We start from the raw sequence: 22,136 nt of genomic DNA, 5'->3' as shown, positions 1-22,136 counted from the left end.
ATATGGCAGGCCAGGCAGTGCAAAGTGCTGCGGCGACCGGCTTGCCCGAAGGGCAGGTCCCCAATCCCGCAACCGTCGCCGCGAACCACGCCTATACGGCGCGATTGCACACCAGCCTGGAAGCGGCCAGGCCGCTCTGGCTGCGCTACGAGGCGGACGGTGTGTGCACCGCCCACCAGCACTATGCGTGGGCCGAGGGAATCGTCGCGCGGCTGATGCCGAAAGGTGCGGACGTGCTCATCGTGGAGGTGAACGACGCCGCAACGGGCGCGCCCCGTATGCTGGTGCCGCTGATGCGGCGAGCGGCCTTCCGCCATCGAGTGATCGAATGGCTGAGCTGTGGCGTTTGCGACTATTCGGCACCGCTGCTGGCCGATGCGAGCCCGTGGACGCGGCAATCCGCACAGGCCGCGTGGGCCGCGGTGCGTTCCGTGCTGCCGCCGGCGGACCGCATCAACATCACGGGAATTCCGCAATTGATCAGCGGCGTCGCCAATCCGCTGGCCTTGCTCGCGGCTACGCGCGATTCCCTCCATACCAGCTTCGGCCTCGCTATCGACGGCGACCCGGAAACCGTCCTCAAGCGTCTATGCAGGCCATCCTTCGTCAAGGCCTTCAACAAGGACTGGCGCCGGATCGAACGGCTCGGCGGCGTGGAACTGGTCGAGGCCAACACACCGGCCCTGGTGGAGCTCATCTTCGGCAGCCTGGTGCGGATGCGGCTCAGCCGCTTTCGCGAATTGGGCCGTTTCGACCTGCTGACGCAGGGGACGGTTGTCGATTTCTACCGAAACGCCGCTCTCGACGGGCTCTCGGATGGATCGGTGCGGCTCTTCGGGCTGCGCGTTGGTGAAGCTCTGATCGCAGTCCAATACCTGCTGGTTCATCAAGTTACTGTTCATGCTCTGCTGATATCAATCGACCAGGGCGCGGTGCCCAACGTCTCACCGGGACTTCTGATCATGGGCAAGTTGATGAGCTGGGCGCGCGAGAAGGGTTTCGACTATTTCGACCTGTCGGTAGGCAACCAGAGCTACAAGGAACATATGGGCGCCACGGGTTCGGCCCTGCGCGAGCTTTGCCACGGGATCACGGTGCGGGGCAATGCCGTGAGCACCGCCCTCGAGGTCCGCAACCGGACCGAGGTGTTCGTGCGCTCCAAACCTCGGCTGCTCAAGACGATCCAGGGATTGATGCGGGGTTTGCGGCGCTTGCGTGGAGGGCCGGAATGACAGGACAAGCACGTGGCAAGCCGGGCAATGCAAGTGGTTGCGATGACGGACGATGGGCCGGTTTTTCCGATTGCCGCCAGCGCCGGCGCCGGCGCGTGCTATACGGCGCGGCTGCACACCAGCTTTGAGACCGTCAAGCCGCTCTGGCTGCAACACCAGGCGGATGGCGTCTGCACCGCCCATCAGCACTACGCGTGGGTCGAGGGAATCGCCGCACGGCTGATGCCCAAAGACGCGGACCTGCTCTTCGTCGAGGTGAGTGACGCAGCGACGGGCGCGCCGGCCATGCTGCTGCCGCTGATGCGGCGCCGGGCCCGCGGCCACCACGTGATCGAATGGTTAAGCTGCCGCGTGTGCGACTATTCGGTGCCGCTGCTGGCGGATGCGAGAGCGTGGACCAGGCAGAGTGCCGACGCCGTCTGGGCGGCGGTCCGTGCCGTGCTGCCGCCGGCCGATCGCATCCATATCGCGGGAATCCCGCAGCAGGTCCACGGCGTGGCCAATCCGCTGGCGCTGCTTTCGGTGGCGCGCGGTTCCATCCAGATCACCTCCGGCCTTGTCCTGCATGGCGAACCGGAGACGCTCATCAAGCGCATCTGCAAGCCGTCCTTCGCCAAGACCTTCCACAAGCAGTGCCGCGCCTTCGAACGGCGTGTCGGCCTCGCTCTGGTCGAGGCCGACACGCCTGATCTGACCGAGGAGCTTTTCGACACGCTGCTGGAACTGCGGCTGAAGCGCTTTCGCGGGCTTGGGCGTTTCGACCTCCTGACGCAGGCCCCGGTCGTCGACTTCTACCGCCACGCGGCGCTGCGAGGCCTGTCCGACGGATCGGTGCGGCTGTTCGGGCTGCGCGTCGGTGAAGCCTGGCTCGCCTCCATCTACGTGCTGGCCAGAAAAGGCACGCTTCACACTCTTCTGCTCGGCATCGACCAGAACGCGGTCGCCAATGTCTCACCCGGCCTGACGATGATGGGCAAGCTGATGATGTGGGCGCGCGGACAGGGGTTCGACTATTTCGACCTGTCGGTCGGCAGCCAGGGCTACAAGGAACATATCGGTGCCGCGAGCTCGGTTCTGGCCGAGATTTGCGAACCGATGACGCTGCGGGGCAGGGCTGCGAACGCAGCCATTTTGTTAAGCAGCCGGACCGAGCTTTACGTGCGCTCCAATCCGCGGCTGCTCAAGGCCGTCCGGAGCCTGATGAGCCGCTTGCGGCGATTGAAGGACTGAAGCTGGCCGCATTCGAACTCGCGGAGCCCGCCAAGGCGGCCGCGCCTGACCGCCCTGGCAAGGACGTTCTCGCTGAGGACATTTCAGGGGTGGCTTGACAAAGCACTGGTGCATGCCCCACTTGCCGCGGCCATTTGGGGCTTTGGGGATTTCGATGAAAAAGACTTACGAAAAGCCGACGCTCAACAAGCGTCAGCAGCTCTCGCGCGTCACAGCGGTGTTCGCCGGGTCGGCACCACAACCAACCTGACAGGCTAACAGCCGTTCGGCGATCGCGACCATCAAACCCGCCGCCGCAAGGCGGCGGTTTTTTTGTCCTCTGATCCCGGTACAAAGCGTATGATCTCGAACAATTTCGGGAACACCGCATATCGATCCGTTCCAGCATCCACCGGCGCGTTGCTCAATCGCCTGAGATCGTGGACGGCGACAAGAACAAGCTCCTGCTGGGGGCGTTCATGCGCCTGTAGCCTTGCCCAGCAAACCAACGCTTCACATCGCCTCCGACTCGAAAAGCAGCATCATGGCATCGTCGTCTTCAGGCGCGTATTTGCGCCGGTCGACGGCGCAGGCCTTGCCGATCTCGCTGGCAAATGCCGCACGAATGGCGTCCAGGCTGTCGAAATAGAGGGTCGCGACGAGGTAGGGCATCTCGCCCGGCGACAGGTTCACGATCGGCCGCTTGCTGACATCATAGCGCCGCAGGCCGGGAAGCTGTTTTGCGAGCGGCAGATGGATGTCGAAATAGTGCCGGTCGAAGGCGGCCGGATCGGCCGGTGTTTTGTAGATGACAAGCATTTTGGCCATGGGGTGCTCCCTTTGTCTCGCATGATCGGCGCTGCGATGTTCGTTGGCGCCACACCAGTGTCGTTCGCGAAGAGCGGATTTCGACAAAGGGGGCGGATTTTTCGCAAGACCGACAGCATGACGCCGTCCCCTGGTGATATTTCGCGCACCGCCTCGCCTGCCGATAAGCAGCTGATGTGCGGTCGCGTGGGCGATTTATGAAAAGCCGACGCTGAGCAAGCGTCAGCAACTCTCCCGCGTCACGGCGATATCGATCCCGTCAGCAACCTGACAGGCAAATCGCCGTTCGACGATCGCGATCATCAACCCGCCGCCGCAAGGCGGCGTTTTGCATGGCCCAGGTGCAGCAGACGGCACCGCGCCACCGCGCACAATATCAGCCGTTTGCACCGAAATTGACAGGAGATCGCGTCTCCGTCATCCTTGAGCCCAGTCGCCAGGCTGCGGACAGCGGCCGCGTTGCGCGTCAGGGCGACCGAGGGCAGTGTCATGGTCAGTCCCGTCATCGGCCAGAATTCCAAGCGCGCCGCAGTGCGCAAGGCGCTCGACCGCCACAAGGTCTACATCACCGCGCAGAGTTTTTCGGCCGGCACCTACCAGGCCCGCGTCCTGGTCGACGGCGAGGCTTACTGGGTCGACGAATTCCGGTTGAGCCAGCTGCAGCAAGGGCTGTCACCGGCGGAGCTCGAGTTGACGCCGGCCACCGACGATTGAGAGCGTGACTGGCTTGTTCCTGGCCGCCGTGCTTCGCTCCTGGTCATGACAACTCCACCAAAACTCAAAGCCTATCGCGCCAAGCGCGAATTCACCAAAACGCCGGAACCGGCCGGTGGGCTCATTGCCGGCGACGGCAACCGCTTCGTCGTCCACAAGCACCACGCTACCGCAGACCACTATGATCTGCGCCTGCAGGTCGGCGATGTGCTGAAGAGCTGGGCGGTGCCGCGCGGGCCTTCGCTCAATCCGGCCGACAAAAGGCTGGCGGTCCAGACCGAGGACCATCCGCTCGAATATATCGACTTCGAGGGCGTCATTCCCGAGGGCGAGTATGGCGGTGGGCCGATGATCGTCTGGGATACCGGCACCTGGGCGCCGATGGACGACGTCGAAAAGAGTTTCAAGACCGGCGCCTTCAAGTTCCGGCTGGCCGGCGACAAGCTCAATGGCGGCTGGATGCTGACCAGGCTGAAACCGAAACCCGGCGAGGATGCTGAGAAGAAAAACTGGCTGCTGTTCAAGGAGCGCGACCTTGCCGCCGACACCGCGCTCGACATCCTCACAGCGCGGCCGGAAAGCGTCAAATCCGGATTGCGCATCGAGGAGCTGGCGGCGCCGGCGAAACCGGCCGCCAAACCCGCACCCAGGCAGGGTTCGCTGAAGCCGGGCACGCTGCCGGGCGCGTTCAAGGCGCCGGCACTCAGCCGCATCGAGCCGCAGCTGGCGACGCAGGTGCCAAGACCGCCGGACGGCGAGGACACCAAGGGCAGTACAGGCGAGGTCTGGCTGCATGAGATCAAATTCGACGGCTACCGCACCATGGCGCATTTGAGCGACGGTGTGGTCAAGCTGATCACCCGTGGCGGCATCGACTGGACGAAGCGTTATGGCGACCTGCCACATGCCTTCGCCAAGCTGCCGTGCCGCGATGCCATAATCGATGGCGAGATCGTCGTGCTCGACGCCAAGGGCATCAGCCGCTTCGCGCTGCTGCAGGATGCGCTGGCCGAGGGCGCCGGCAGCAGGCTGCACTTCTACGCCTTCGACCTTCTTTATCTCGACGGCTGGGACCTGACCAAGGCGCCGCTCATCCGGCGCAAGGCGCTGCTGGCGCAGATGCTGTCCGGCCTCGGCGCCAATTCCGCCATCCAGTTCTCCGATCATGTCGAGGGCTCGGGGCAAGGGCTCTACGACCAGGCGTCGGAACTCGGGCTGGAGGGCGTCGTCTCCAAGCGCGCCACCGCGACCTACCAGAGCGGCCGCACCAAGAGCTGGACCAAGACCAAGGCGCTGCAAAGCGGCGTTTTCGTCATTGCCGGCTACACCACCTCGGACGCGGCGGAGGGGCTGGCAGCCCTCGGGCTTGCCGAATTCGAGGATGGCGAATTGCACTATCGCGGCAAGGTCGGCACCGGCTTCGACAGCGAAACCGCTGCCGAGCTGCTTGCCCGGCTGGAGCCGCTCACATCAGGCGCGTCCGCACCGGAAGGCGCGCCGCGCGAAATCATGCGCGAGATGAACTGGGTCAAGCCGCTGCTCTCGGCCCGCATCCACTACGCCAACCGCACATCGGACAATGCGCTGCGCCACGCGGTGTTTCGCGGCTTGCGCGATGTCGGCCTGTCGACGCCGGTGTCCTCGACACGCAAGCGGCTGATCTCAGAGGCTGATCTCGCCACCATTTGGGTGACCAACCCGACGCGGCGGCTGTTCGGTAAGACCGGGCCGACCAAGCTCGACATCGCCGTCTACTACGCACTGGTCGGCGACTTCATGCTGCCGCACATCCTTGGCCGACCGGTGTCGCTGGTGCGCTGCCCGACCGGCCTGCCGAAGGACTGTTTCTTCCAGCGCCATGCCTTCACCGGCATGCCGCCCTCGGTGGTGACGTTCGAGGCGACCAATTCCGAGGGCGAGACCAAATCCTACCTCTCGGTCGAGGGAGCAAAAGGGTATCTGGCGCTGGCGCAGTTCGGCGTCGTCGAGTTCCACACCTGGGGCACGCATCGCACCAGCCTCGACAGACCCGACCAGATCGTCTTCGACCTCGACCCGGGCGAGGGGATCACCTGGCGCGAAGTGGTCGAGGCTGCGGTGCACATCAAGGGCGAACTGGAGGGGCTGGGACTGGTGCCCTTCGCCAAGACGTCCGGCGGCAGCGGCATCCACATCACGGTGCCGGTGACGCGCAAGCAGAACTGGAAGAAGCTTCACCAGGCGACCAGCGCCATCGCAACGCATCTGGCGGCAACCGCGCCCGATACCTTTACCACCACAATGGGCAAGGACAATCGCAAGAAGCGCATCTTCATCGACTACCACCGCAATGCGCGCGGCCACACTTCGGCGGCACCTTACTCGCTGCGCGCTCGGACCAACCTGCCGGCCTCGACGCCGGTGAGCTGGAGCGATCTCGAATCCATCGATGCGCCACAGGATCTGAACTATTCCTCGCTGCCGGGCTTGCTGGCAACGTCGGGCGATCCATGGGCGGAGATCGAGGACTTTGCGCGGGATTTGCCGGTGTTCGAGGGGGCGAGGTAGATCATTCGTGATGGCGCGACCCTCTCACATTCGTCATCTTAGGGTCTGCGCCGCGTCGCTTCGCTCCTTGCTCCGGCCTAGGATGACGAAGGGAAGGACGGCCACTTCCTCAACCTCCATCGACGCTTCATACAATTTGAATTATCCTCCCGTCCGCGACCCCTTCGGCGAGCTAAAAGATTTCGTCAGGGATTTTCCTGTATTGTGCGGGGTCGGTGTAGGATTTGCGCAAGCTCGTTCGTCCTTCGGACGAAAAGCGCTGCAGAGAGCATGATCCCGAAAAGTGGGAACCGGTTTTCGGATAAGATCATGCTCAAGCTAAAATGTCAGTGCGTGGCCGCGTAGGAGTGTTTCATGGCGCCCAGGGCAAGTTGGAAAGGTTACCTCAAACTCAGCCTCGTGAGCTGTCCGGTGCGGCTATACCCCGCCACCAGCGCGAGCGAGCGCATCAGCTTCAACCAGCTGCACAAGAAGACCCACAACCGCATCAACATGAAGCCGGTCGACCCGGAACTCGGGCTGGTCGAGCGCACGGATCTGGTCAAGGGCTACGAATACGAGGACAAGCAGTACATCATCATCGATGATGCCGACCTCGACGCGGTGCGCATTGAATCCAACCATACGATGAACATCGAGGCCTTCGTCGACGAGGGCGAGGTCGATGTCATCTACCAGGATGCGCCATACTATCTGGCGCCCGACGGCGCGATGGCCGAAGAAACCTTCGCCGTGCTGCGCGAAGCGATGCGCAAATCCGGCAAGCTGGCGATCGCCCGCCTGGTGCTGTCGAGCCGCGAGCGGGTGGTGACGATCGGCGCCCGCGAGAACGGCATGTTCGTGTGCACATTGAGGTACCCGAACGAAGTGCGCGGCACGGCTGAATATTTCGGCAACATCCCGGCCGGAAAACCCGATGCCGAAATGCTGCAGCTCGCCGAAGCGCTGATCAAGCAGAAGGAAACCACCTTCGATCCGAAGAACTATGAGGACCGCTACGAGGCGGCGCTCATGACGATGATCCGCGAGAAGCTGAAAGGCCACAAGCCGATCATCGCGGCGGCACCCGAGCGCGGCAATGTCATTAATCTGATGGATGCGTTGAAGGCGAGCCTGTCGCAATCGAAGCCGCCGGCCAAGTCGAAGAGCAAGGCCGACGAAGTGGCGAAGCCAGCCGCGAAGAAGGTGGCAGCGGGTGGTGCTGCTGAAAATCCGCTGAAGGCCAATCTGCTGAAGGCGGTCGGCAAGAGCAAGAAATGACGGCACCGGCCGTCCCGAGGGCCGTCTTCGGCACCATCGGCGCGCTGGCGGCGTTTCCGCTCAGGCTGGCGGCACGCGAGGTCGAGCGCCAGCACGGCCAGCTGCGGCGCGGCGTCACCAGGCGCACCACGCATGTCGTGTTCGGCCGGACATTGTTGGCCAAGGCCGGGCTCTCCAGGAACGGTGATGTCGAGATCGAGCGCCGTGTCGCCGCCGAGCGCGGAGCCGCGCACAAGCTCCTCAGCGAGAACGGTTTCCTGCGCCTGCTCGGGTTGATGAAGGCGCCGGAGGCGTCTTCGCTGTCCAGGCAATCGCTGATCGAGCAATCGCGGCTATCGGGCGCCGACCTCGACCTGTTGTCGCTGTTCGATGCCTTCGAGCATGACGCAGAACCCTATTCCTTCCGCGACCTGATCCTGGCGCGCAAATATGCCGGGCTCATCGCCGGCGGTGCGACATGGGGTGCGATCGCGCGCTCCGTCCATCGCTCCGGCCCGGTGGCGTCGCTGACCGCGAAGTCGCTCAATGTCGGCTCGCAGCATGGGCGCGCCGACGCGATCTATCTCGAGGGTGGGCAGAGCGAACTCGACGGCCAGTTGCTGTTCGATCTCGGAACAGCCGGGGCAGAGGGCGACGACACGCTGGAAGAGCTCTTCGCTGAAGCGGAAGCGGCGGAGGAGGGCGGCGACCATGAAGGCGCTGCCGCACTCTACCAACGCTGCCTGGCCATCGACCCGAGCGATGCGATCGCCGCCTTCAACCGCGCCAACTGCCTGCGCGCCGGCGGCCACGCGGCTGATGCCGCGCACGACTATATCAGCGCGATAAAACTGGACCCGGCCTTCGTCGAGGCCTGGTTCAACCTGGCAGGGCTGATGAGCGAGCAAGGCCGCGAGGCTTCGGCGCGGAGGCATTTGCAGAAGGCGATCGCGCTCGACAAGAATTACGCCGATCCGGTGTTCAACCTCGCGAGGCTCGAATTCGATGCCGGCAATCTGCTGGAGGCGCGGCGGCTGTGGGTGCGCTATCTCGAGCTCGACGCGGGGTCCGAATGGGCGAGGGTTGCAGCCAAGGGGGTTCAGTTCGTGGATATGCAACTGGCGCGGACGGCGGGGTGAGGGGGATGCTGGCGTGAAGGAACTCGGCTTTTATTGGAAGGCCGCCCCATGACCACCTTCCTCTTCGACGGCGACGACACCGCGCCCATCACCATCCTGCTCGCGCATGGCGCCGGCGCGTCGATGGATTCCCCCTCGATGACCGCCGCCGCCAAGGCACTGGCCGCGGCTGGCTTCCAGGTCGCCCGCTTCGAATTCCACTATATGGCTGCCCGCCGCTATGGCCACCGGAAGCCGCCGCCGCGGGCCGAGACGGTGAACCCGGAATATGTCAAGGCGATCGCCGATCTCAGGGCCAAGGGCGTGTCTGGTCCGCTCATCGTCGGCGGCAAGTCGATGGGCGGGCGCGTCGCCTCGATGGTCGCCGACGAGATGTTTGCCAAGGGCGAGATTTCAGGGCTCATCTGCCTCGGATATCCCTTCCACCCGCCGGCCAAGCCGGAGCAATTGCGGACAAAACATCTGGCCGGGTTGAAGACGCCAACGCTGATCTTCCAGGGCACACGCGACGAGTTCGGCACGCAGGATGAGGTTGCCGGCTATGTGCTGTCCGAGGGCATCGAGATCCACTGGCTGGAGGACGGCGACCATGACCTCAAGCCGCGCAAGAGCATCTCGGGCTTCTCCGCCGCCGATCATTTGAAGACGCTGGCCGAGGCGGTGAAGGCGTGGTCGGGTCGGATCGTTTCCTGAAGCGATGAAGATCGCCTCCTTCAACGTCAATAACATCAACAGCCGGCTGGAAAACCTGCTGGCATGGCTGGTTGTATCAAAACCCGATGCCGTCTGCCTGCAGGAGCTGAAGGCGCGCGATATGCAGTTTCCGCGCTCGGCCCTTGCGGCTGCCGGCTATGGCGCGGTCTGGAAGGGCGAGCCGACCTGGAACGGCGTTGCGATCCTGGCGCGGGGGTCGGAACCGGTGCTGACCCGCGATACCTTGCCCGGCGACGATGCCGACAGGCAGAGCCGCTACATCGAGGCGGCGGTGAATGGCATTGTCATCGCTTGCCTCTATGCGCCGAACGGCAATCCGCAGCCGGGACCAAAATTTCAATACAAGCTGGCGTGGCACGAGCGGCTGGAGGCGCACGCCGAACAGCTGCTCGACACCGGCCTGCCGGTAGTGCTGGCCGGCGACTACAACATCGTGCCCGAGCCACGCGACATCTATGCCACCCGCTCCTATGACGACAACGCGCTGGTGCAGCCGGAAAGCCGGGCTTCCTTCGCCGCCTTGCTCGCGCAGGGCTGGACGGATGGCCTGCGCAAGAAGCATCCGCAGGAGACGCTCTACACCTTCTGGGATTATCGCCGTAACCGCTGGCCGCGCGATGCCGGGCTTCGGCTCGACCACATCCTGCTGTCGAAGAAACTGGCGCGGCGCCTGACCGCCGCGGGCATCGACCGCGACGTGCGCGGTGAGGACGGCGCCAGCGACCATGCGCCGGTGTGGGTGGAATTGAAGTAAGGCGACCTTCAAGCCTCTGCGGCCGCGGTCTCCTTTTGCTGCCGCCAGCGTCGTCTGTGCAGCGACGTTAACGCAGGCTAGTCTGTTGCAAAGTGCTCCAACGCAGCCGGTTTGCCCATGATCACCAACAAGACCTGTGGATCGAGGCCCCATGTTTGACCTCGGCCCTGTCGGGATCGTGCTTGCCATCGTGGTGCTTGCGGCTGCTGCTGCCGTGTTCCGGTTGTTGTGGCAGAGGCGCAGCCGCCGCAAGGGGCGGCGGCTGGCCAATCCGGCTGACGATTACTCCGTTCGCAGCGATTGGAGCGGCAGCGGCGGCACTTTGAACTATTCGTCCTTCGTTTATTTCGACGTCGATCGCGACGGCAAATACGGCGTCGGAGACCGGCCGATGGCCGGGATCATGGTGCGGCTGTATGACGAGGCCGGCAAGTTCACCGCTTCAGCGCGCACCAACAATGCCGGCTTTGCCAACTTCCCGATGTCGGTGAAACGCAGAAAGGCCGCGATCCGCGCGCCGGGCAACTGGCGCTTTGCGGTTTCAGTGCCGCCCGGCTGGCACGCGAAAAGCGAAAACGACATCCAGTCCCGACACCTCCTGTCGATGCCGGGTTCGCCGGCCGGGCTGGTGTCGCACGAGATGCTGCAGCCGGTCGGGCTGGCGCCACCCCGGCGCCTCGGCGGGCGCGTTGGCGGCGACGGATCGGCGATCCTGTCGGTGTTGAGGAACGGGCAGGTGCTGGAGACGCGGCCGCTGGCGCAAGGTGCTGCCTTCAGCGTCGATCTGAGTGATGACGCCGACACGGTCAGCATCAGTGGCGGCGGCCTTGAGCGGCGGCTGGCGCTGTCGCCCTATCCGGCCGATCTCGGCCTCCTGTCGCCGCAGACCGCTTGCATTGCCGCTGACGCCGCCCTGGAAACGATCGATTTCGACGATGTGACGTCGCGCACTTTCAGGAAAATTCCGTCCGGCCATGCCGGGTTGGCGTGGCGCAACCTGAATGCGATGGCGCGCGACTACACCAAGGACAGCCAGGGCTATGTCAACGGCAACGTCTCCGGCGACCATGTGGTCTACACCAGCAGCGGGCTGCCGGCCGAATTCAGCCGAGAACAGCCGTTCGGTTTTCACTCGATCATGCTGAGCGCTGCCTGGCTGAAGTCGGAAGGGGAGGTGGCGCTGATCGAAAGCTGGCTTGGCGAGCAGCTGATCTCAAGCGATCAGGTCACGCTGTCGGCGCTGACGCCGTTGCACTACGCCCCGATGCTCAAAGCCGTAACGCGTGTTCGCCTGTCGACGAAACACTATTGGCAAATGGTGTTGGACGATCTGGTGCTGACGCGCTGAAATCAGGATATCGAGGCGCCGTTTGCCGCCGTGATCGCCGAAAGACGGCCTTTTTTCAAAAGAATAGGCTTCACATAGATCTTCTTCATTTTTAGGCTCTCCTAAAATCCCAGCTTGATGATCGCAGACTGCGGCCATCTGTCAACCCCGCGGGCTGAAGGCAATAATCTGCAATAAATCCAAAGGCTAGCGACAAAGTGCTCGGTCTGCAATTCTTTGTTTTACGCAATTCCGTCCGGAAGGCCGGCTCGATCCAGCCAGCCAGAATGCGCCGGGATTATATTGTGGGGCTGCTCGGGCCGTTTGCCGTGATGGCTGAAAGCTTGCCCTTCCTGACGAAGGTCGGCTTGGCGTAAGTCTTCTTCATCGCGGTCTCTCCTGAATCCCTTTAGCGATGATGGCAGACTGGCGACATGTGTCAACCAAGCCGGAAGGCATGCGAGCGTCGGCAAAGGCGCGAGCCCTTCGCTCCGCACGAACTGTCGGGGCGGCGGGCTCTTGGCGATAGGAGCGCGCCGCTGGTAGTCTCGACCATTGCACCATGCGGCGGGCGACCGTACGTCGCCAGGGCCACCAATAAACGCCCCGGGGGAAGAAATCCGATGGACAGGTTGGCTGACAGGCTGTTTGCGCTTCCCCTGCTGGCGGCAGCCATGGCTTGCCTGGTGCGCACATATCTGCTCCTGGGCGGCAGGGACTTCACCTGGAGCGGCATGGTGCGGATGCTGCATGGTCCGGCCACGCTGTGGCCGGTGGTGTTTCTGGCGGTGGGTGCGCTCTGCCTGCTTGGCGCCCTGTTGTTCTGGGCCGGGCTGCTGCCCGGCCGGCCGCGCCATCCCACTGGGACGCTGCTTTTCGGCCGCGACGCCGAGATCGATCCCAAGGGCCGGCCGACCTTGCGGCGCGCCTTCCTTGTCTTGCCGGTGATTGCCGTGCTGACGCTGCTGGCCGACCAGGTCTTGTGGCGGGCGCAGGGCCCGGGCGATGGGGTGGCTTCGCCAAGCCAACCCAAGGCCAACGAACCAAAAATCCCTGAACCGAAGACCAACGAGCCCAAGGGGCAGGATGTCGCCAGCGTGCCGCCGGCGCCGGAGCCAGTTGCCCCGCTGGCGCCGCCCGCTCCGCCGCCAGAGGCCGCCAATCCGCCTGCGGCACCCGTGCCGCCGACCCCGCCTGCGCTGGTGCCACCGACGCCGCCGGAGGTCGCGGTCATTCCGCCGCCCACCGTGGCGCCGCTGCCGCCGGCTCCGCCACCGCTGCCGACGCAGCCCGAGGGCCACCGCGACGCGGTCGTCTGGCTGGCGGTGGCGCCCGACGGGCACTCGATCATGAGCGCCAGCACCGACCACACGATCAAGCTCTGGGATATGGCCGGCAAGCACCTGATCCGCAATCTCGGCGTCCACAAGGATATGGCCCGCACGGCGTTGTTCATGCCCGATGGCGTCAGCGCGCTGACGGCCGGTGACGACGGCGAGATCGTGCAGCGCAAACTTTCCGATGGCGCGGTGCTGCATGTCTTCTCGTCGGGCGGCAATGGCGGCGTCAACAAGCTGGCGATCAGCCCCGACGGCAAGCGCGCCGTCAGTGGGCACGATACGGGCAACGTCATCGTCTGGGACCTCGAGAAGGGCGCGGTGCTGCACGTCATGAGCGGGCACGACTGGTCGGTCAGCGCCGTCGCCGTCTCGCCCGATGGCAAGCATGCCCTCAGCGGCAGCATCGACGGCACGCTGAAACTCTGGGACATCGAGACCGGCAAGCAGCTGCGCAGCTGGCACGGGCACGAACAAGGCACCTATGGCGCGGTGTTCACCGCCGACGAGCACCATCTTGTCACCGGCAGCGGCGACACCACGATCAAGGTCTGGGATCTCGGCAGCGGCCGTGAAGTGCGCCGCTTCGAAGGCCATGAGGGCACCGTCTATGCGCTGGCGCTGTCGGCCGACGGCAAGCACCTGGTCTCCGGCTCGCTCGATGGCACGGCGCGGCTGTGGGACATGGACACCGGCAACCAGATCGCAATGTTCGACTGCCAGACCGGCCCGATCTACGCGGTGGCCTTCGCCGCCGACGGCACGGTGCTGACCGGCGGCAACGACCGCACCATCCGCGACTGGCCGGCCACCGGCGGCGATGGCGTGGTGCTGTTTGCCGGTGCGCCGGAGTGATTTGGGAAGATCAAGCAGGTTTGTTTAATCGCTAACTAACGATTGGTCCGATAAGACGCTTGGATGAATTGGTGGATCGGCTTTTGCTGGATTGCCGGCAGTATTTGCTTTGCAGCGCTAGACCATCGCGCACGAAAACTGGCCGGCAAGCGTTGGCTTCCAGAATGGCCTTGGCGCTTGGTCACTTACTTTGCGCTTGGCGGCGTCTTCGCTGCCATAGGATACGCTCCGTTTTTCCTTTACCGACTCGGCGAGGCGGTTGTCGGTGTCTATAATCATCCGCCAACGTTGAAAATGCTGGCAGTACTCCTTGTTTTTGCGGCAGCAGCCGTCATTGCCGTCGAAATTCTCAAGTTGGCCCGCCGAACAATTTGTGAGATCAGCAGCTCGCAGTATGGCATTCAATCGATGGCAGCTGTTCGCCGCATTGCTGGCGCGTTGGTGTTGTTTGCCGTCGCCGTAGGTGTTCTTGGTGCAGGATTTCTTTTCGGTTTCTATGTTTTGCGGAGCCATTGATCGAGTGGCGAGGCCAAAAGGCGACAATACAGTCACTCCGAAATCCTTGATCGCCTCCCTCGCCATGCTATGTAAAAACCATGTCAGCTGCCAGCCTCCCAGACAAAGCGCCGCTCATTGTCATCGATCTCCAGACCGGCATGTTCGACGGCGTGCACGAGCCGCCGATCCATGATGCGCCTGATATTGTCGAGCGCACCAAGGCGGTGATCGGCTGGGCGCGGCGCGGCGGCCGCAAGGTCGCTTTTATCAGGCATGACGGACCCGAAGGCGATCCGCTGGCGCCGGGTGAGCCGGGCTGGCCGGTGTGGCCGGCACTCGGCCAGGCGGCGGACGAACCGACCTTTGCCAAATCCGTGCGCGATGCGTTCAGCAATCCCGCCTTCGGCGATTGGGTGGCCGGGCGGGGTGCGGGTGCCGTCGTCATCCTCGGCGCGCAGACCGATTACTGTGTGGCGGCGACGGTCAAGGGCGCGATGGCCAGAGGGCTCGGCGTGACCGTGGTTTCCGACGCCCACAGCACGCTGGACAATGCCAGCGAGAGCGCCGAGCAGGTCATCATCAGGCACAATGGCGAATTCACTGAAGCCGGCGTCAATCTGGTGACGACGAAGGCGCTGGTCGGCGGCTGAAGCGGCAACGAAGGTCACGGCAGGCTGTCGCTTTGCGGATCGCATAGTCGCGCCAAGCGGCTGCCGTGGTCGACGCGGACGGGGGGGGCGCATTGTTGGGATGGCTCGGGCGCCCGCGTCAACCAGGGCGGCTCGTACCGCCGCATTAGCAGCATTGCATATTGCGCGCCGGTCGAAACTTCCGCGAAAGCGGAATAGGCCGGGGCCAAAGTGCGGATTCGGCACCCGGGATTTCGGCGTGCCGCGAAACAGTTTCTCTTTTCCTGCCGCATTGACCGCCAGCCGGCGAGCGGCGACCACTGGCGCTCCAAACCAATGGATGGCGCCCTTGAAAGAACAGACGATTTTCCTCAACGCCCGGCTGGCCGACGGCTCGCTGGTCGACCTCACCGTGACCGACGGGCGCTTCAGCGCCATCATGCCGGTCCAGAAGGCGTCCTCGGCGGACCTCGCCGGCATCGACCTTGGCATTGTTGATCTTGCCATTGTTGATCTTGGGGGCCAGCTTGTCGTGCCCGCCTTCGTCGAGGGCCATATCCATCTCGACACGTCGTTCTATGGCGATGCCTGGCGTCCGCACATCCCTTGCACCAATGGTTTCGACGTGCGCGAGCGTGTCGCCTTCCAGACCAGGAATCTGGCCGCCGCCGCCCCGATGGCGGAGCGGGCGAAGAACCAGCTCGAGCTCTGCATCGGCCATGGCAGTCTCGCCATGCGCAGCCATGTCATGGTCGACGGCTCGGTCGGCCTGACGCATCTGGAAACGATCCTGACAGTGCGCGAACAGTATCGCGACCTCATCGACATCCAACTCGTCGCCTTCCCGCAAAGCGGCATCCTGGCCTCGCCGGGCACGCCGGAGCTCCTCGAAGAGGCGCTGAAGCTCGGCTGCGACCTGATTGGCGGGCTCGACCCCGCCAGCTTCGACCGCGACGTGAAGGGTCATCTCGACGTGGTATTCGGCCTGGCGCAAAAACACGGCGCCGGCGTCGACATCCATCTGCATGATGGCGGCACATCAGGCCTGTTCCAGGTCGAGGAGATCGCCGCGCGGACAAGGGCGCTGGGCATGCAAGGTAACGTCGCCGTCAGCCATGCCTATGGGCTGGGCGATATTCCAACCGACGCCCTGCTGAAAGCCGGCGAGATGCTGGCTGCCTGCGGCGTTGCAATCATGACCAATGCACCGGGCAATCACGCCTTCCCGCCGGTGGCGGCGCTCAGGGAAGCCGGCGTCACCGTGTTCAGCGGCTCCGACAACATCCGCGATTCCTGGTGGCCCTATGGCGATGGCGACATGCTGAGCCGCGCCAACATGATCGGCTACCGTTCCGGCTTCTACGAGGACCACGAACTGGCCGCCGCCTTCGACATGGTGACCCATGCCGGGGCAAAAGCGCTGGGGCTGGCGGGCTATGGCCTTGCGGTCGGCGCCAGCGCCGACTTCGTCACCCTGTCGGCGCAGCATGTGCCCGAGGCGGTGGTGGCGGTGCCCAAGGCGCGGACGGTTTATCGCCGGGGCAGGGCGGTGGCGAAGGATGGCAAGATGCTGACGCACTGACACGTGCCGCATCGCCGGCGCGTGAAAACGGCGAGCGAGAAAAATGGCCCGGCGGCCAGGTGCAAAGGGAGGCTCGCCGGGCCCGGCCGGCTTCTGGCGGTCGCCGGCCGATTTTCTATATTCGCCGTCTCTAATATTAATGCAAGCGCCGTCAAACCTCTTCGGTGGATAAAAGGCTGTCAGGCGTCAGAAGCCGACCGTTCCGGCCACCATCAGGACCAGCATGACGACCGCTGCGCTCCAGACGGCGGCCATGGACAAGGTTCTTCCGTCCAGACGAAGCCTGCGATGACCCTCGCGCGGCGGTAATTTCGACATCGCTCAGAAGCGGTCGAAGTCGCAGATGCGCACCTTCTGGACCACCCAGTGGTGATGGTGCCATTGCTTCCTGACCTTCACGAAGCAATGGCGGTCGTGATGCCTTCGCCAATGATGATCACGGTCGTGATACCGACGCCAATGATGACGGCCCATGCCCGTATCGCCGTTGTCCGTCGTGATGACGAGGCTGGCGGCTTGCGCCGGAGCGACGATCGTGGGCGACACGACGGAGATGGCGACTAGGGCCGAAAGAATGAAGTTCTTCACTATGGATCCTCCTTTATTAGTCGTTGCTTATGCCAATTCGAAAGACGGCTGTTTGTTCCGTGGGTGCGGACGCGATCAGTTTGCCGCTCTGCCATCCGCCGCCTGGATCGATCGGGCCGGTGGGGAAGACAGTGCGCGTTGATCCGAGGGCGGCTCGCTGAAGTAGAGCGAACTGCCCAGAAAGAGGAACACGAAGCCCACCGCCATCAATCCAACCATAAGCACGGCAATCGCCGTGCCCGGGCCGTGGCCTGTCTTGATGATGGTGGACCGATGGGGCATCGCGCTGTTCTCCGAATTGGGCGCCGGCTGTTGTCATGCCGGAGCCTTCGCGACAAACGACAAGCAGGCCCCGATGTTCCCTTGTCCGGGCTTCAATCGGTCACGTCGGACTTTTGCTTTTTACTGTAGGACCAAGGTCTTAGATGCCAAACGCAAAAGTCCGAGGGGCCCTGTTCAGTTCCGGCAATGTCCATTGGGCGTTCCATTATTTTAGTCAGAACTGATATAACGCTCGGGCAAAAAACTTAGCCGGCCAAGCGTCTTCGCCAAGAATTCGGGCATGGAAAATGTGGCTTTGGCAACACCCGAAGCGATTGACAACACGCCGTCACATCTCGGCGGGCCGGTCTGCGTCTCGGCGCAGGCGGGCCGCGGTTCGAACAGGGTCCTGCCGATAGTCAGGAATTCGAACTTGCAGGACTCGCGCCGGCCGAGCGGTGGCGAGATATCATGGTTCCGCACCGGCATCGCGAAGCCGAATTCACCGCCTTCGCATCCACCACGGTCGAGCCAGTATTCATCCATGTCCGCATGCTTGCCGAGGCGCTTTTGCGGTGTGCGGAAATTGATGGTGTGCCTGGCGTCGGAGACGCCGAGAAAGTGACCGGCGCCGCCGCCGATCGCGATGCCTTCGATGACCAGCAGCGCCGCATCCTTCGGGCGCAGGCCGCACAGGTCGCGCGTGGCGTCGATGACGGCGCGTCGAGACTCCCGGCTGCCCTGGATCCCGCCGATGGCGACCGTGTAGCGGCTGTTGCCCATCCGGTAGAGGATGAAGCTCAGCGTAACCAGATCGAGCCGGTCGCTCTGCCGCGTCAGCTTGATCGAGAAGGCGCCTTCGTGGCTGCTGCCTGAATGGACGGAGAGGAGCATGCTCAAGCCATAGGCATCGCGCCGCCCGTTCACCATGCCGATATCCATCGCCCGCCCGCGCCATGCCGCCTCCAGCAGTTCTCGCGACAGGCCCGCCGCCGCCAGATTGAAGTGGTCGGCCAGAAGATCGAAGCCGCGATGACCTGACAGACCAAGGGCAAAGAACTTGTAGGGCTTCTTGCGCAACAGATCGTCATTGGGGCAGCCCAGCCTATGCCGCCGCCGGAAGCTGGACAGGAAGCGGAACCATTTGAAGAAGCTCACTGGCTTCAACGCGAACCGGGTCAGGAACACCCGGGCTTGCCCGACGCCCAGGCGCCTGCAGAGGCCCAGGATCTGGCTGACGACGCCGACAGTCTCGTGCAGCCAGGCACGCTTGCTCGTTTCGATGGTCAAGATGCATCCCACACGGCTGGATCGTTCGCCGGTGGGGGTAACTCCGGGGCATTACGTGGACATTGCAGGGATGCGTGGAAGGCGCTTTATGGCGCAAGACATCAGAGTGGCTGAGTGTCGCCTGTCTCCTTCCTCCCATGTCCTGGTTCCCGGGCGCTTGTTCCCATGCCCGCCGGGCAAAGACTGGATCTGGGTTGCCGACGGCCTGGAGGTCAGCCTAGCCACCACCACAGCGCCGCAACCACGGCCACTATCGCCGCGATCGCCAGCCCCAGCATGATGTAGGAGCCCTTGATGATGTCGCGGATGATCTTCTTGATTGTTTCGCGGTCGTTGAGGTTGGGGAAGGGCTCGTTGGGCAGTGCCACGCCGAGGAACTCGCAAAGTGGGCCCCAGCCTTCGGTCACCTTGTAGACCAGCAGCTTTTGCGGCGGCACCGCCGCCTTCACCTCCTCGATATAGGCGTTGTAGCGCGCCACCGCCTTGGCGCGGTCGTCCATCACGCCTTTCAGGGTGCGGCCCCACACCAGCTTGCTCGACATGTCCCCGAATTTCCGGCCGAAGGGCGTCAGCCATTCCAGGATCTTGAACTGCCAGACAGTCTCGGTGAAATAAATCGTGTCGATCGTGCTCTCATACCATGCTTCGGCGCCGCGCGGGTGGAGCGTCAGCAACACCTTCGCGTCGGGGTAGGCGGCCATCAGTTCCTTCCACACGCAACAGCCAGGATTGTCGACGGTGGCCGTATAGTTGGCGAACACACGGTTCCAGTCGTGCTGGCTGCCCGCCGGGCTGTTGGCCACCTTGCGCCAGAAATCGAGATGGCCCTTGTTGGCCTTGTTCATGATCACTTCCTGCATGTGGTAGGAAGGCAGGCCGAGCCTGTTCAGCGCGGCAAAGGTCGACCACGTGCCAGTGCGGCCGAAACCGGCCCCGATCAGTTTGAGCGTCATTTCCCCATCCCCCGGACTTGTTTTCTTCGTTACCCCAGTCCGTGAGCATCAAATTGCTCCCGACCAGGCCGGCGCGCAACAAATTTCGAGCGCGCGTACCGGACGGGCGATCACATAGTTGCGAAGTTGCTAAAATAATGGAACGTTGTCCGCGGGTAACGGGAATTTGGCAGGGAGTCGTTTGGAACCGGGCGGTTTCGACGATTTTGGGGAACGATGTATTTTGGACAGTTTCTTGTGGGGATGTCAGCCACGGCCGTCATTGTCGCGGTCTGGACCTATATGGCCACCAGTTCTTTCTGGGAGGCATTTGCCTGGATGATCGTGACGCTGCTTGTTGTGCAGGTCGGCTACTTCGTGCTCGTCGTGAGGCTGATCTTCAGGCGCGCGCACCATGCCGCGACAAGCCAGGATCCAGTCGACGCTGTCCCGCCGCTGCATCGCGACGGTGTCTGGTTTTGAGGCCGGGCACTCGGGTTCGCTGAAACGGCCCATTCATTCGCTGTGCGCACAAGAACTCAAAGGTCGGAACCAGTGTTGACGCTTCGCGTTTTCCTGGCGTGACCGGGTGAGGCTGCCACCTCCACCGGCGCCGTTCAAGGCTCGCTCTGCTCCCGGCAGAGCGGGCCTTTTTCGTGCGGAGCTTTCCTGCGATGCTGAGACCAGCGGCCGGAACGACATGGCCTGCTCTACGTTAGCTGATGCTAAGGCAATTGAGCATATAGAGGCCGGTCCAGTCGCTGCCGGCTGCCGCCTTTCCAGATAAACGGGCGCTTGCCGTTGTGGCTGCCGTACCGCCAGCAGCTTTATGCGCTCTCCGCATTAATATCCAATCCGAATGACGCAATTTATACGCGAGGTTTTAGCCATTCTCGCGCCCGAATCTGAATATATGATCAGCACACGATCACTATTATGGCCGATCATGTGATGTTTGAATTCTGAATTTGAAATGGAACCTCATGCCGGTGATGGAGTTTCCATGCAGGGCGGAATTTGAATTCAACCTGTAGGAGATGGTTATGAAACTTTATCTTAAGAGTGCGGCGGCCGCGGTCGTCCTGATGGGCGGCATGGGCGTGGCCGTGGCGGAAAATGTCGTCGTCGTCCAGCCGGAGCAGGAGACGGTCGTTCGCGAATACGTCAAGAAGCAGCCGCTGGCGTCGGTGAACCTTCTGGGTGTCGAGCTCAAGCTCGGCTCGCCGGTGCCGGACACAGTTGAATTGCGCGAAGTGCCCAACGTCAAGTATCGCGTCGCGGTGATCAACGACCAGACCGTCCTGGTCGATCCCGATACCCATCAGATAGTTGAAGTCTTGCACTGATTGATGCTTGACGCGGGGGTGCCCGCGCCACGCCAGGCTTGCCTTGGGAAAAGCCCGCCCCGACACCGCGTCGGTGGCGGGCTTTCTTCTTGAGGCCGGCTTTATCGGCTGTTCGGCGGCTGTTTGCCCTGCGTCTTCGCATGGCAGGCTGTGCCTCGATCGCCTCGGCCTGCGCGATCGGCCGCATGCATCGGGCTGGCAAAGTCGTCCGCCAGGGTGCAGGGTTGCAGCGCGCGAACGTTCGCGAGCCGGCATATATCGATGTGCAGCCGGCCTTTCGGCCGAGACCTGAAAGCCCTTCGATGACCATCCCGCCCATCGAGACTGTTCGCGATGACGCACCCCGCATCCTGCTTCTGCTTGGCAGCGCGCCCGACGCGGTGCGTTGCGAGCCCTGGCCGAAGCAGGCGTTCAGCCGGACCGTCGCCATCAACAATGCCTGGCGAGTGCGCCCCGACTGGGATTTCCTCGTCCATTCCGGCGATTTTCCGTCGGACCGGCTGCCCCACGACGCGACCTTGCGACAGGCTCGGATATTCAGCGCCACGCAGTATGTCCCGGCGCAGAACGCCTTCGGTGGCTTCGTCTATGCCGGCGCCACGATGGCGCTGACCGCTGCCTATTGGACCATTCACAGCCAGAAGCCCGATGTGCTGGCATTCCTTGGCTGCGACATGATCTACGACCGGCCGGACAAGACGCATTTCTATGGCATTGGCCGGCCCGATCCGTTGCGCGACGACGTCACCCTGCGCAACCTCGAGGCCAAGTCGGCGCGCCTGCTTGTCCAGGCGCTGAAGCACGGCTGCCTGTGCATCAATCTGTCCGACCTGCCGCGCAGCCGGCTGGTGTTTCCCAGGCTCGCCTTCGACGCGCTTGGCGGCCTTTCGCTCGCGCGGATTGCCGACATGAAGGCGGACATTCTTGGCAGCATCCGGCTCGACAAGGCCGAAAAGGCCGAGGAGATCGAGAAGGACCTCGGCTATTTCTACGAGGACGGCATGTACTGGAACCATCTCGACGAGATCGACGAGACGTTTCTTGCCGACATCGACGGACTGTGGATGTCGGCCGTCGACACGAGGCGGGCGGGTTGAAGCCGCCGACCTCCCTGA

The 22,136-nt window shown here is 63.4% G+C and carries 23 protein-coding genes; 16 read left to right on the top strand and 7 right to left on the bottom strand.

Features of this window, described 5'->3' with window-relative positions; translation table 11 throughout:
- Positions 1-2: 2 nt before the first annotated feature.
- Positions 3-1,232, top strand: coding sequence for a GNAT family N-acetyltransferase (locus tag EJ076_RS26575; RefSeq protein ID WP_109660526.1), 1,230 nt, complete (start codon positions 3-5; stop codon positions 1,230-1,232).
- Positions 1,233-1,274: 42 nt separating this feature from the next.
- The gene (locus tag EJ076_RS26570; protein ID WP_245463112.1) at positions 1,275-2,462 is read left to right on the top strand and encodes a GNAT family N-acetyltransferase; all 1,188 of its coding nucleotides are present in this window, start codon (positions 1,275-1,277) and stop codon (positions 2,460-2,462) included.
- 492 nt (positions 2,463-2,954) lie between these two features.
- Here EJ076_RS26570 and EJ076_RS26565 read toward each other — a convergent pair whose 3' ends face one another.
- Complete coding sequence (locus EJ076_RS26565; protein ID WP_109660530.1) at positions 2,955-3,269, bottom strand: EthD family reductase; 315 nt, start codon at positions 3,267-3,269, stop codon at positions 2,955-2,957.
- 489 nt (positions 3,270-3,758) lie between these two features.
- On the opposite strand from EJ076_RS26565, the gene EJ076_RS26560 reads away from it, so the two are divergent.
- From EJ076_RS26560 to EJ076_RS26530, 7 genes are all read left to right on the top strand, one after another.
- Positions 3,759-3,983 (top strand): hypothetical protein, encoded by a 225-nt coding sequence (locus tag EJ076_RS26560; RefSeq protein ID WP_109660535.1) that lies wholly within the window; start codon positions 3,759-3,761, stop codon positions 3,981-3,983.
- A gap of 45 nt (positions 3,984-4,028) precedes the next feature.
- Positions 4,029-6,530 (top strand): DNA ligase D, encoded by a 2,502-nt coding sequence (gene ligD / locus EJ076_RS26555; protein WP_126069846.1) that lies wholly within the window; start codon positions 4,029-4,031, stop codon positions 6,528-6,530.
- Between the two features lie 354 nt (positions 6,531-6,884).
- Entirely contained in the window at positions 6,885-7,790 is a 906-nt protein-coding gene (locus EJ076_RS26550) for a Ku protein (RefSeq protein ID WP_126069845.1), read from the top strand.
- Positions 7,787-8,908 carry a tetratricopeptide repeat protein gene (locus EJ076_RS26545; protein WP_126069844.1) on the top strand — a complete coding sequence of 374 codons (1,122 nt, stop codon included), beginning with the start codon at positions 7,787-7,789 and terminating at the stop codon, positions 8,906-8,908. The genes EJ076_RS26550 and EJ076_RS26545 overlap by 4 nt, the downstream gene beginning before the upstream one ends.
- 48 nt (positions 8,909-8,956) lie before the next feature.
- Positions 8,957-9,601 (top strand): alpha/beta fold hydrolase, encoded by a 645-nt coding sequence (locus tag EJ076_RS26540; RefSeq protein WP_126069843.1) that lies wholly within the window; start codon positions 8,957-8,959, stop codon positions 9,599-9,601.
- A gap of 4 nt (positions 9,602-9,605) precedes the next feature.
- The gene (locus EJ076_RS26535) at positions 9,606-10,376 is read left to right on the top strand and encodes an exodeoxyribonuclease III (RefSeq protein WP_126069842.1); all 771 of its coding nucleotides are present in this window, start codon (positions 9,606-9,608) and stop codon (positions 10,374-10,376) included.
- Between the two features lie 151 nt (positions 10,377-10,527).
- The gene (locus tag EJ076_RS26530) at positions 10,528-11,724 is read left to right on the top strand and encodes a hypothetical protein (RefSeq protein WP_126069841.1); all 1,197 of its coding nucleotides are present in this window, start codon (positions 10,528-10,530) and stop codon (positions 11,722-11,724) included.
- A gap of 2 nt (positions 11,725-11,726) precedes the next feature.
- On the opposite strand, the gene EJ076_RS35895 is transcribed toward EJ076_RS26530, so the two are convergent.
- Complete coding sequence (locus tag EJ076_RS35895) at positions 11,727-11,813, bottom strand: putative RiPP precursor (RefSeq protein WP_109660551.1); 87 nt, start codon at positions 11,811-11,813, stop codon at positions 11,727-11,729.
- Between the two features lie 188 nt (positions 11,814-12,001).
- Entirely contained in the window at positions 12,002-12,091 is a 90-nt protein-coding gene (locus EJ076_RS26520) for a putative RiPP precursor (RefSeq protein ID WP_109660553.1), read from the bottom strand.
- A gap of 235 nt (positions 12,092-12,326) precedes the next feature.
- Between EJ076_RS26520 and EJ076_RS26515 the strand changes: the two genes are divergently transcribed.
- The 4 genes from EJ076_RS26515 (at position 12,327) to EJ076_RS26495 (ending at position 16,604) form a co-directional block, all read left to right on the top strand.
- Positions 12,327-13,895 carry a WD40 repeat domain-containing protein gene (locus EJ076_RS26515; RefSeq protein WP_164548738.1) on the top strand — a complete coding sequence of 523 codons (1,569 nt, stop codon included), beginning with the start codon at positions 12,327-12,329 and terminating at the stop codon, positions 13,893-13,895.
- 63 nt (positions 13,896-13,958) lie between these two features.
- A complete protein-coding gene (locus tag EJ076_RS26505) occupies positions 13,959-14,411 on the top strand; it encodes a hypothetical protein (RefSeq protein ID WP_126069840.1) in 453 nt (150 codons plus the stop codon).
- 80 nt (positions 14,412-14,491) lie between these two features.
- Complete coding sequence (locus EJ076_RS26500) at positions 14,492-15,043, top strand: isochorismatase family protein (protein WP_126069839.1); 552 nt, start codon at positions 14,492-14,494, stop codon at positions 15,041-15,043.
- A gap of 319 nt (positions 15,044-15,362) precedes the next feature.
- A complete protein-coding gene (locus EJ076_RS26495) occupies positions 15,363-16,604 on the top strand; it encodes an amidohydrolase family protein (RefSeq protein ID WP_126069838.1) in 1,242 nt (413 codons plus the stop codon).
- Between the two features lie 321 nt (positions 16,605-16,925).
- Here the strand turns inward: EJ076_RS26495 and EJ076_RS26490 are convergent, their stop codons facing one another.
- The 4 genes from EJ076_RS26490 to EJ076_RS26475 all read right to left on the bottom strand — a co-directional run bounded on the left by EJ076_RS26490 (position 16,926) and on the right by EJ076_RS26475 (position 19,696).
- A complete protein-coding gene (locus tag EJ076_RS26490) occupies positions 16,926-17,192 on the bottom strand; it encodes a hypothetical protein (protein WP_126069837.1) in 267 nt (88 codons plus the stop codon).
- A gap of 75 nt (positions 17,193-17,267) precedes the next feature.
- Positions 17,268-17,474 (bottom strand): hypothetical protein, encoded by a 207-nt coding sequence (locus tag EJ076_RS26485; RefSeq protein WP_126069836.1) that lies wholly within the window; start codon positions 17,472-17,474, stop codon positions 17,268-17,270.
- Positions 17,475-17,684: 210 nt separating this feature from the next.
- Positions 17,685-18,743 (bottom strand): DUF535 family protein, encoded by a 1,059-nt coding sequence (locus EJ076_RS26480; RefSeq protein ID WP_164548737.1) that lies wholly within the window; start codon positions 18,741-18,743, stop codon positions 17,685-17,687.
- A 212-nt stretch (positions 18,744-18,955) separates the two neighbouring features.
- Positions 18,956-19,696, bottom strand: coding sequence for a sulfotransferase family protein (locus EJ076_RS26475; protein WP_109661387.1), 741 nt, complete (start codon positions 19,694-19,696; stop codon positions 18,956-18,958).
- Positions 19,697-19,939: 243 nt separating this feature from the next.
- Between EJ076_RS26475 and EJ076_RS26470 the strand changes: the two genes are divergently transcribed.
- The 3 genes from EJ076_RS26470 to EJ076_RS26460 all read left to right on the top strand — a co-directional run bounded on the left by EJ076_RS26470 (position 19,940) and on the right by EJ076_RS26460 (position 22,118).
- On the top strand, positions 19,940-20,158 hold the full coding sequence (locus tag EJ076_RS26470; RefSeq protein WP_245462889.1) for a hypothetical protein: 219 nt from the start codon (positions 19,940-19,942) through the stop codon (positions 20,156-20,158).
- 560 nt (positions 20,159-20,718) lie between these two features.
- Positions 20,719-21,021: a DUF1236 domain-containing protein gene (locus tag EJ076_RS26465; protein ID WP_126069833.1), complete on the top strand. Its 303-nt coding sequence runs from the start codon at positions 20,719-20,721 to the stop codon at positions 21,019-21,021.
- A 302-nt stretch (positions 21,022-21,323) separates the two neighbouring features.
- A complete protein-coding gene (locus EJ076_RS26460) occupies positions 21,324-22,118 on the top strand; it encodes a hypothetical protein (RefSeq protein ID WP_126069832.1) in 795 nt (264 codons plus the stop codon).
- The last annotated feature ends 18 nt before the right edge of the window (positions 22,119-22,136 follow it).

It is taken from the genome of Mesorhizobium sp. M7D.F.Ca.US.005.01.1.1, from assembly GCF_003952545.1.
In the GTDB taxonomy this organism is placed as follows: Bacteria; Pseudomonadota; Alphaproteobacteria; order Rhizobiales; family Rhizobiaceae; genus Mesorhizobium; species Mesorhizobium loti.
Note: the sequence above shows the minus strand (reverse complement) of the source record. Positions and strands in the feature narration are given on the sequence as shown.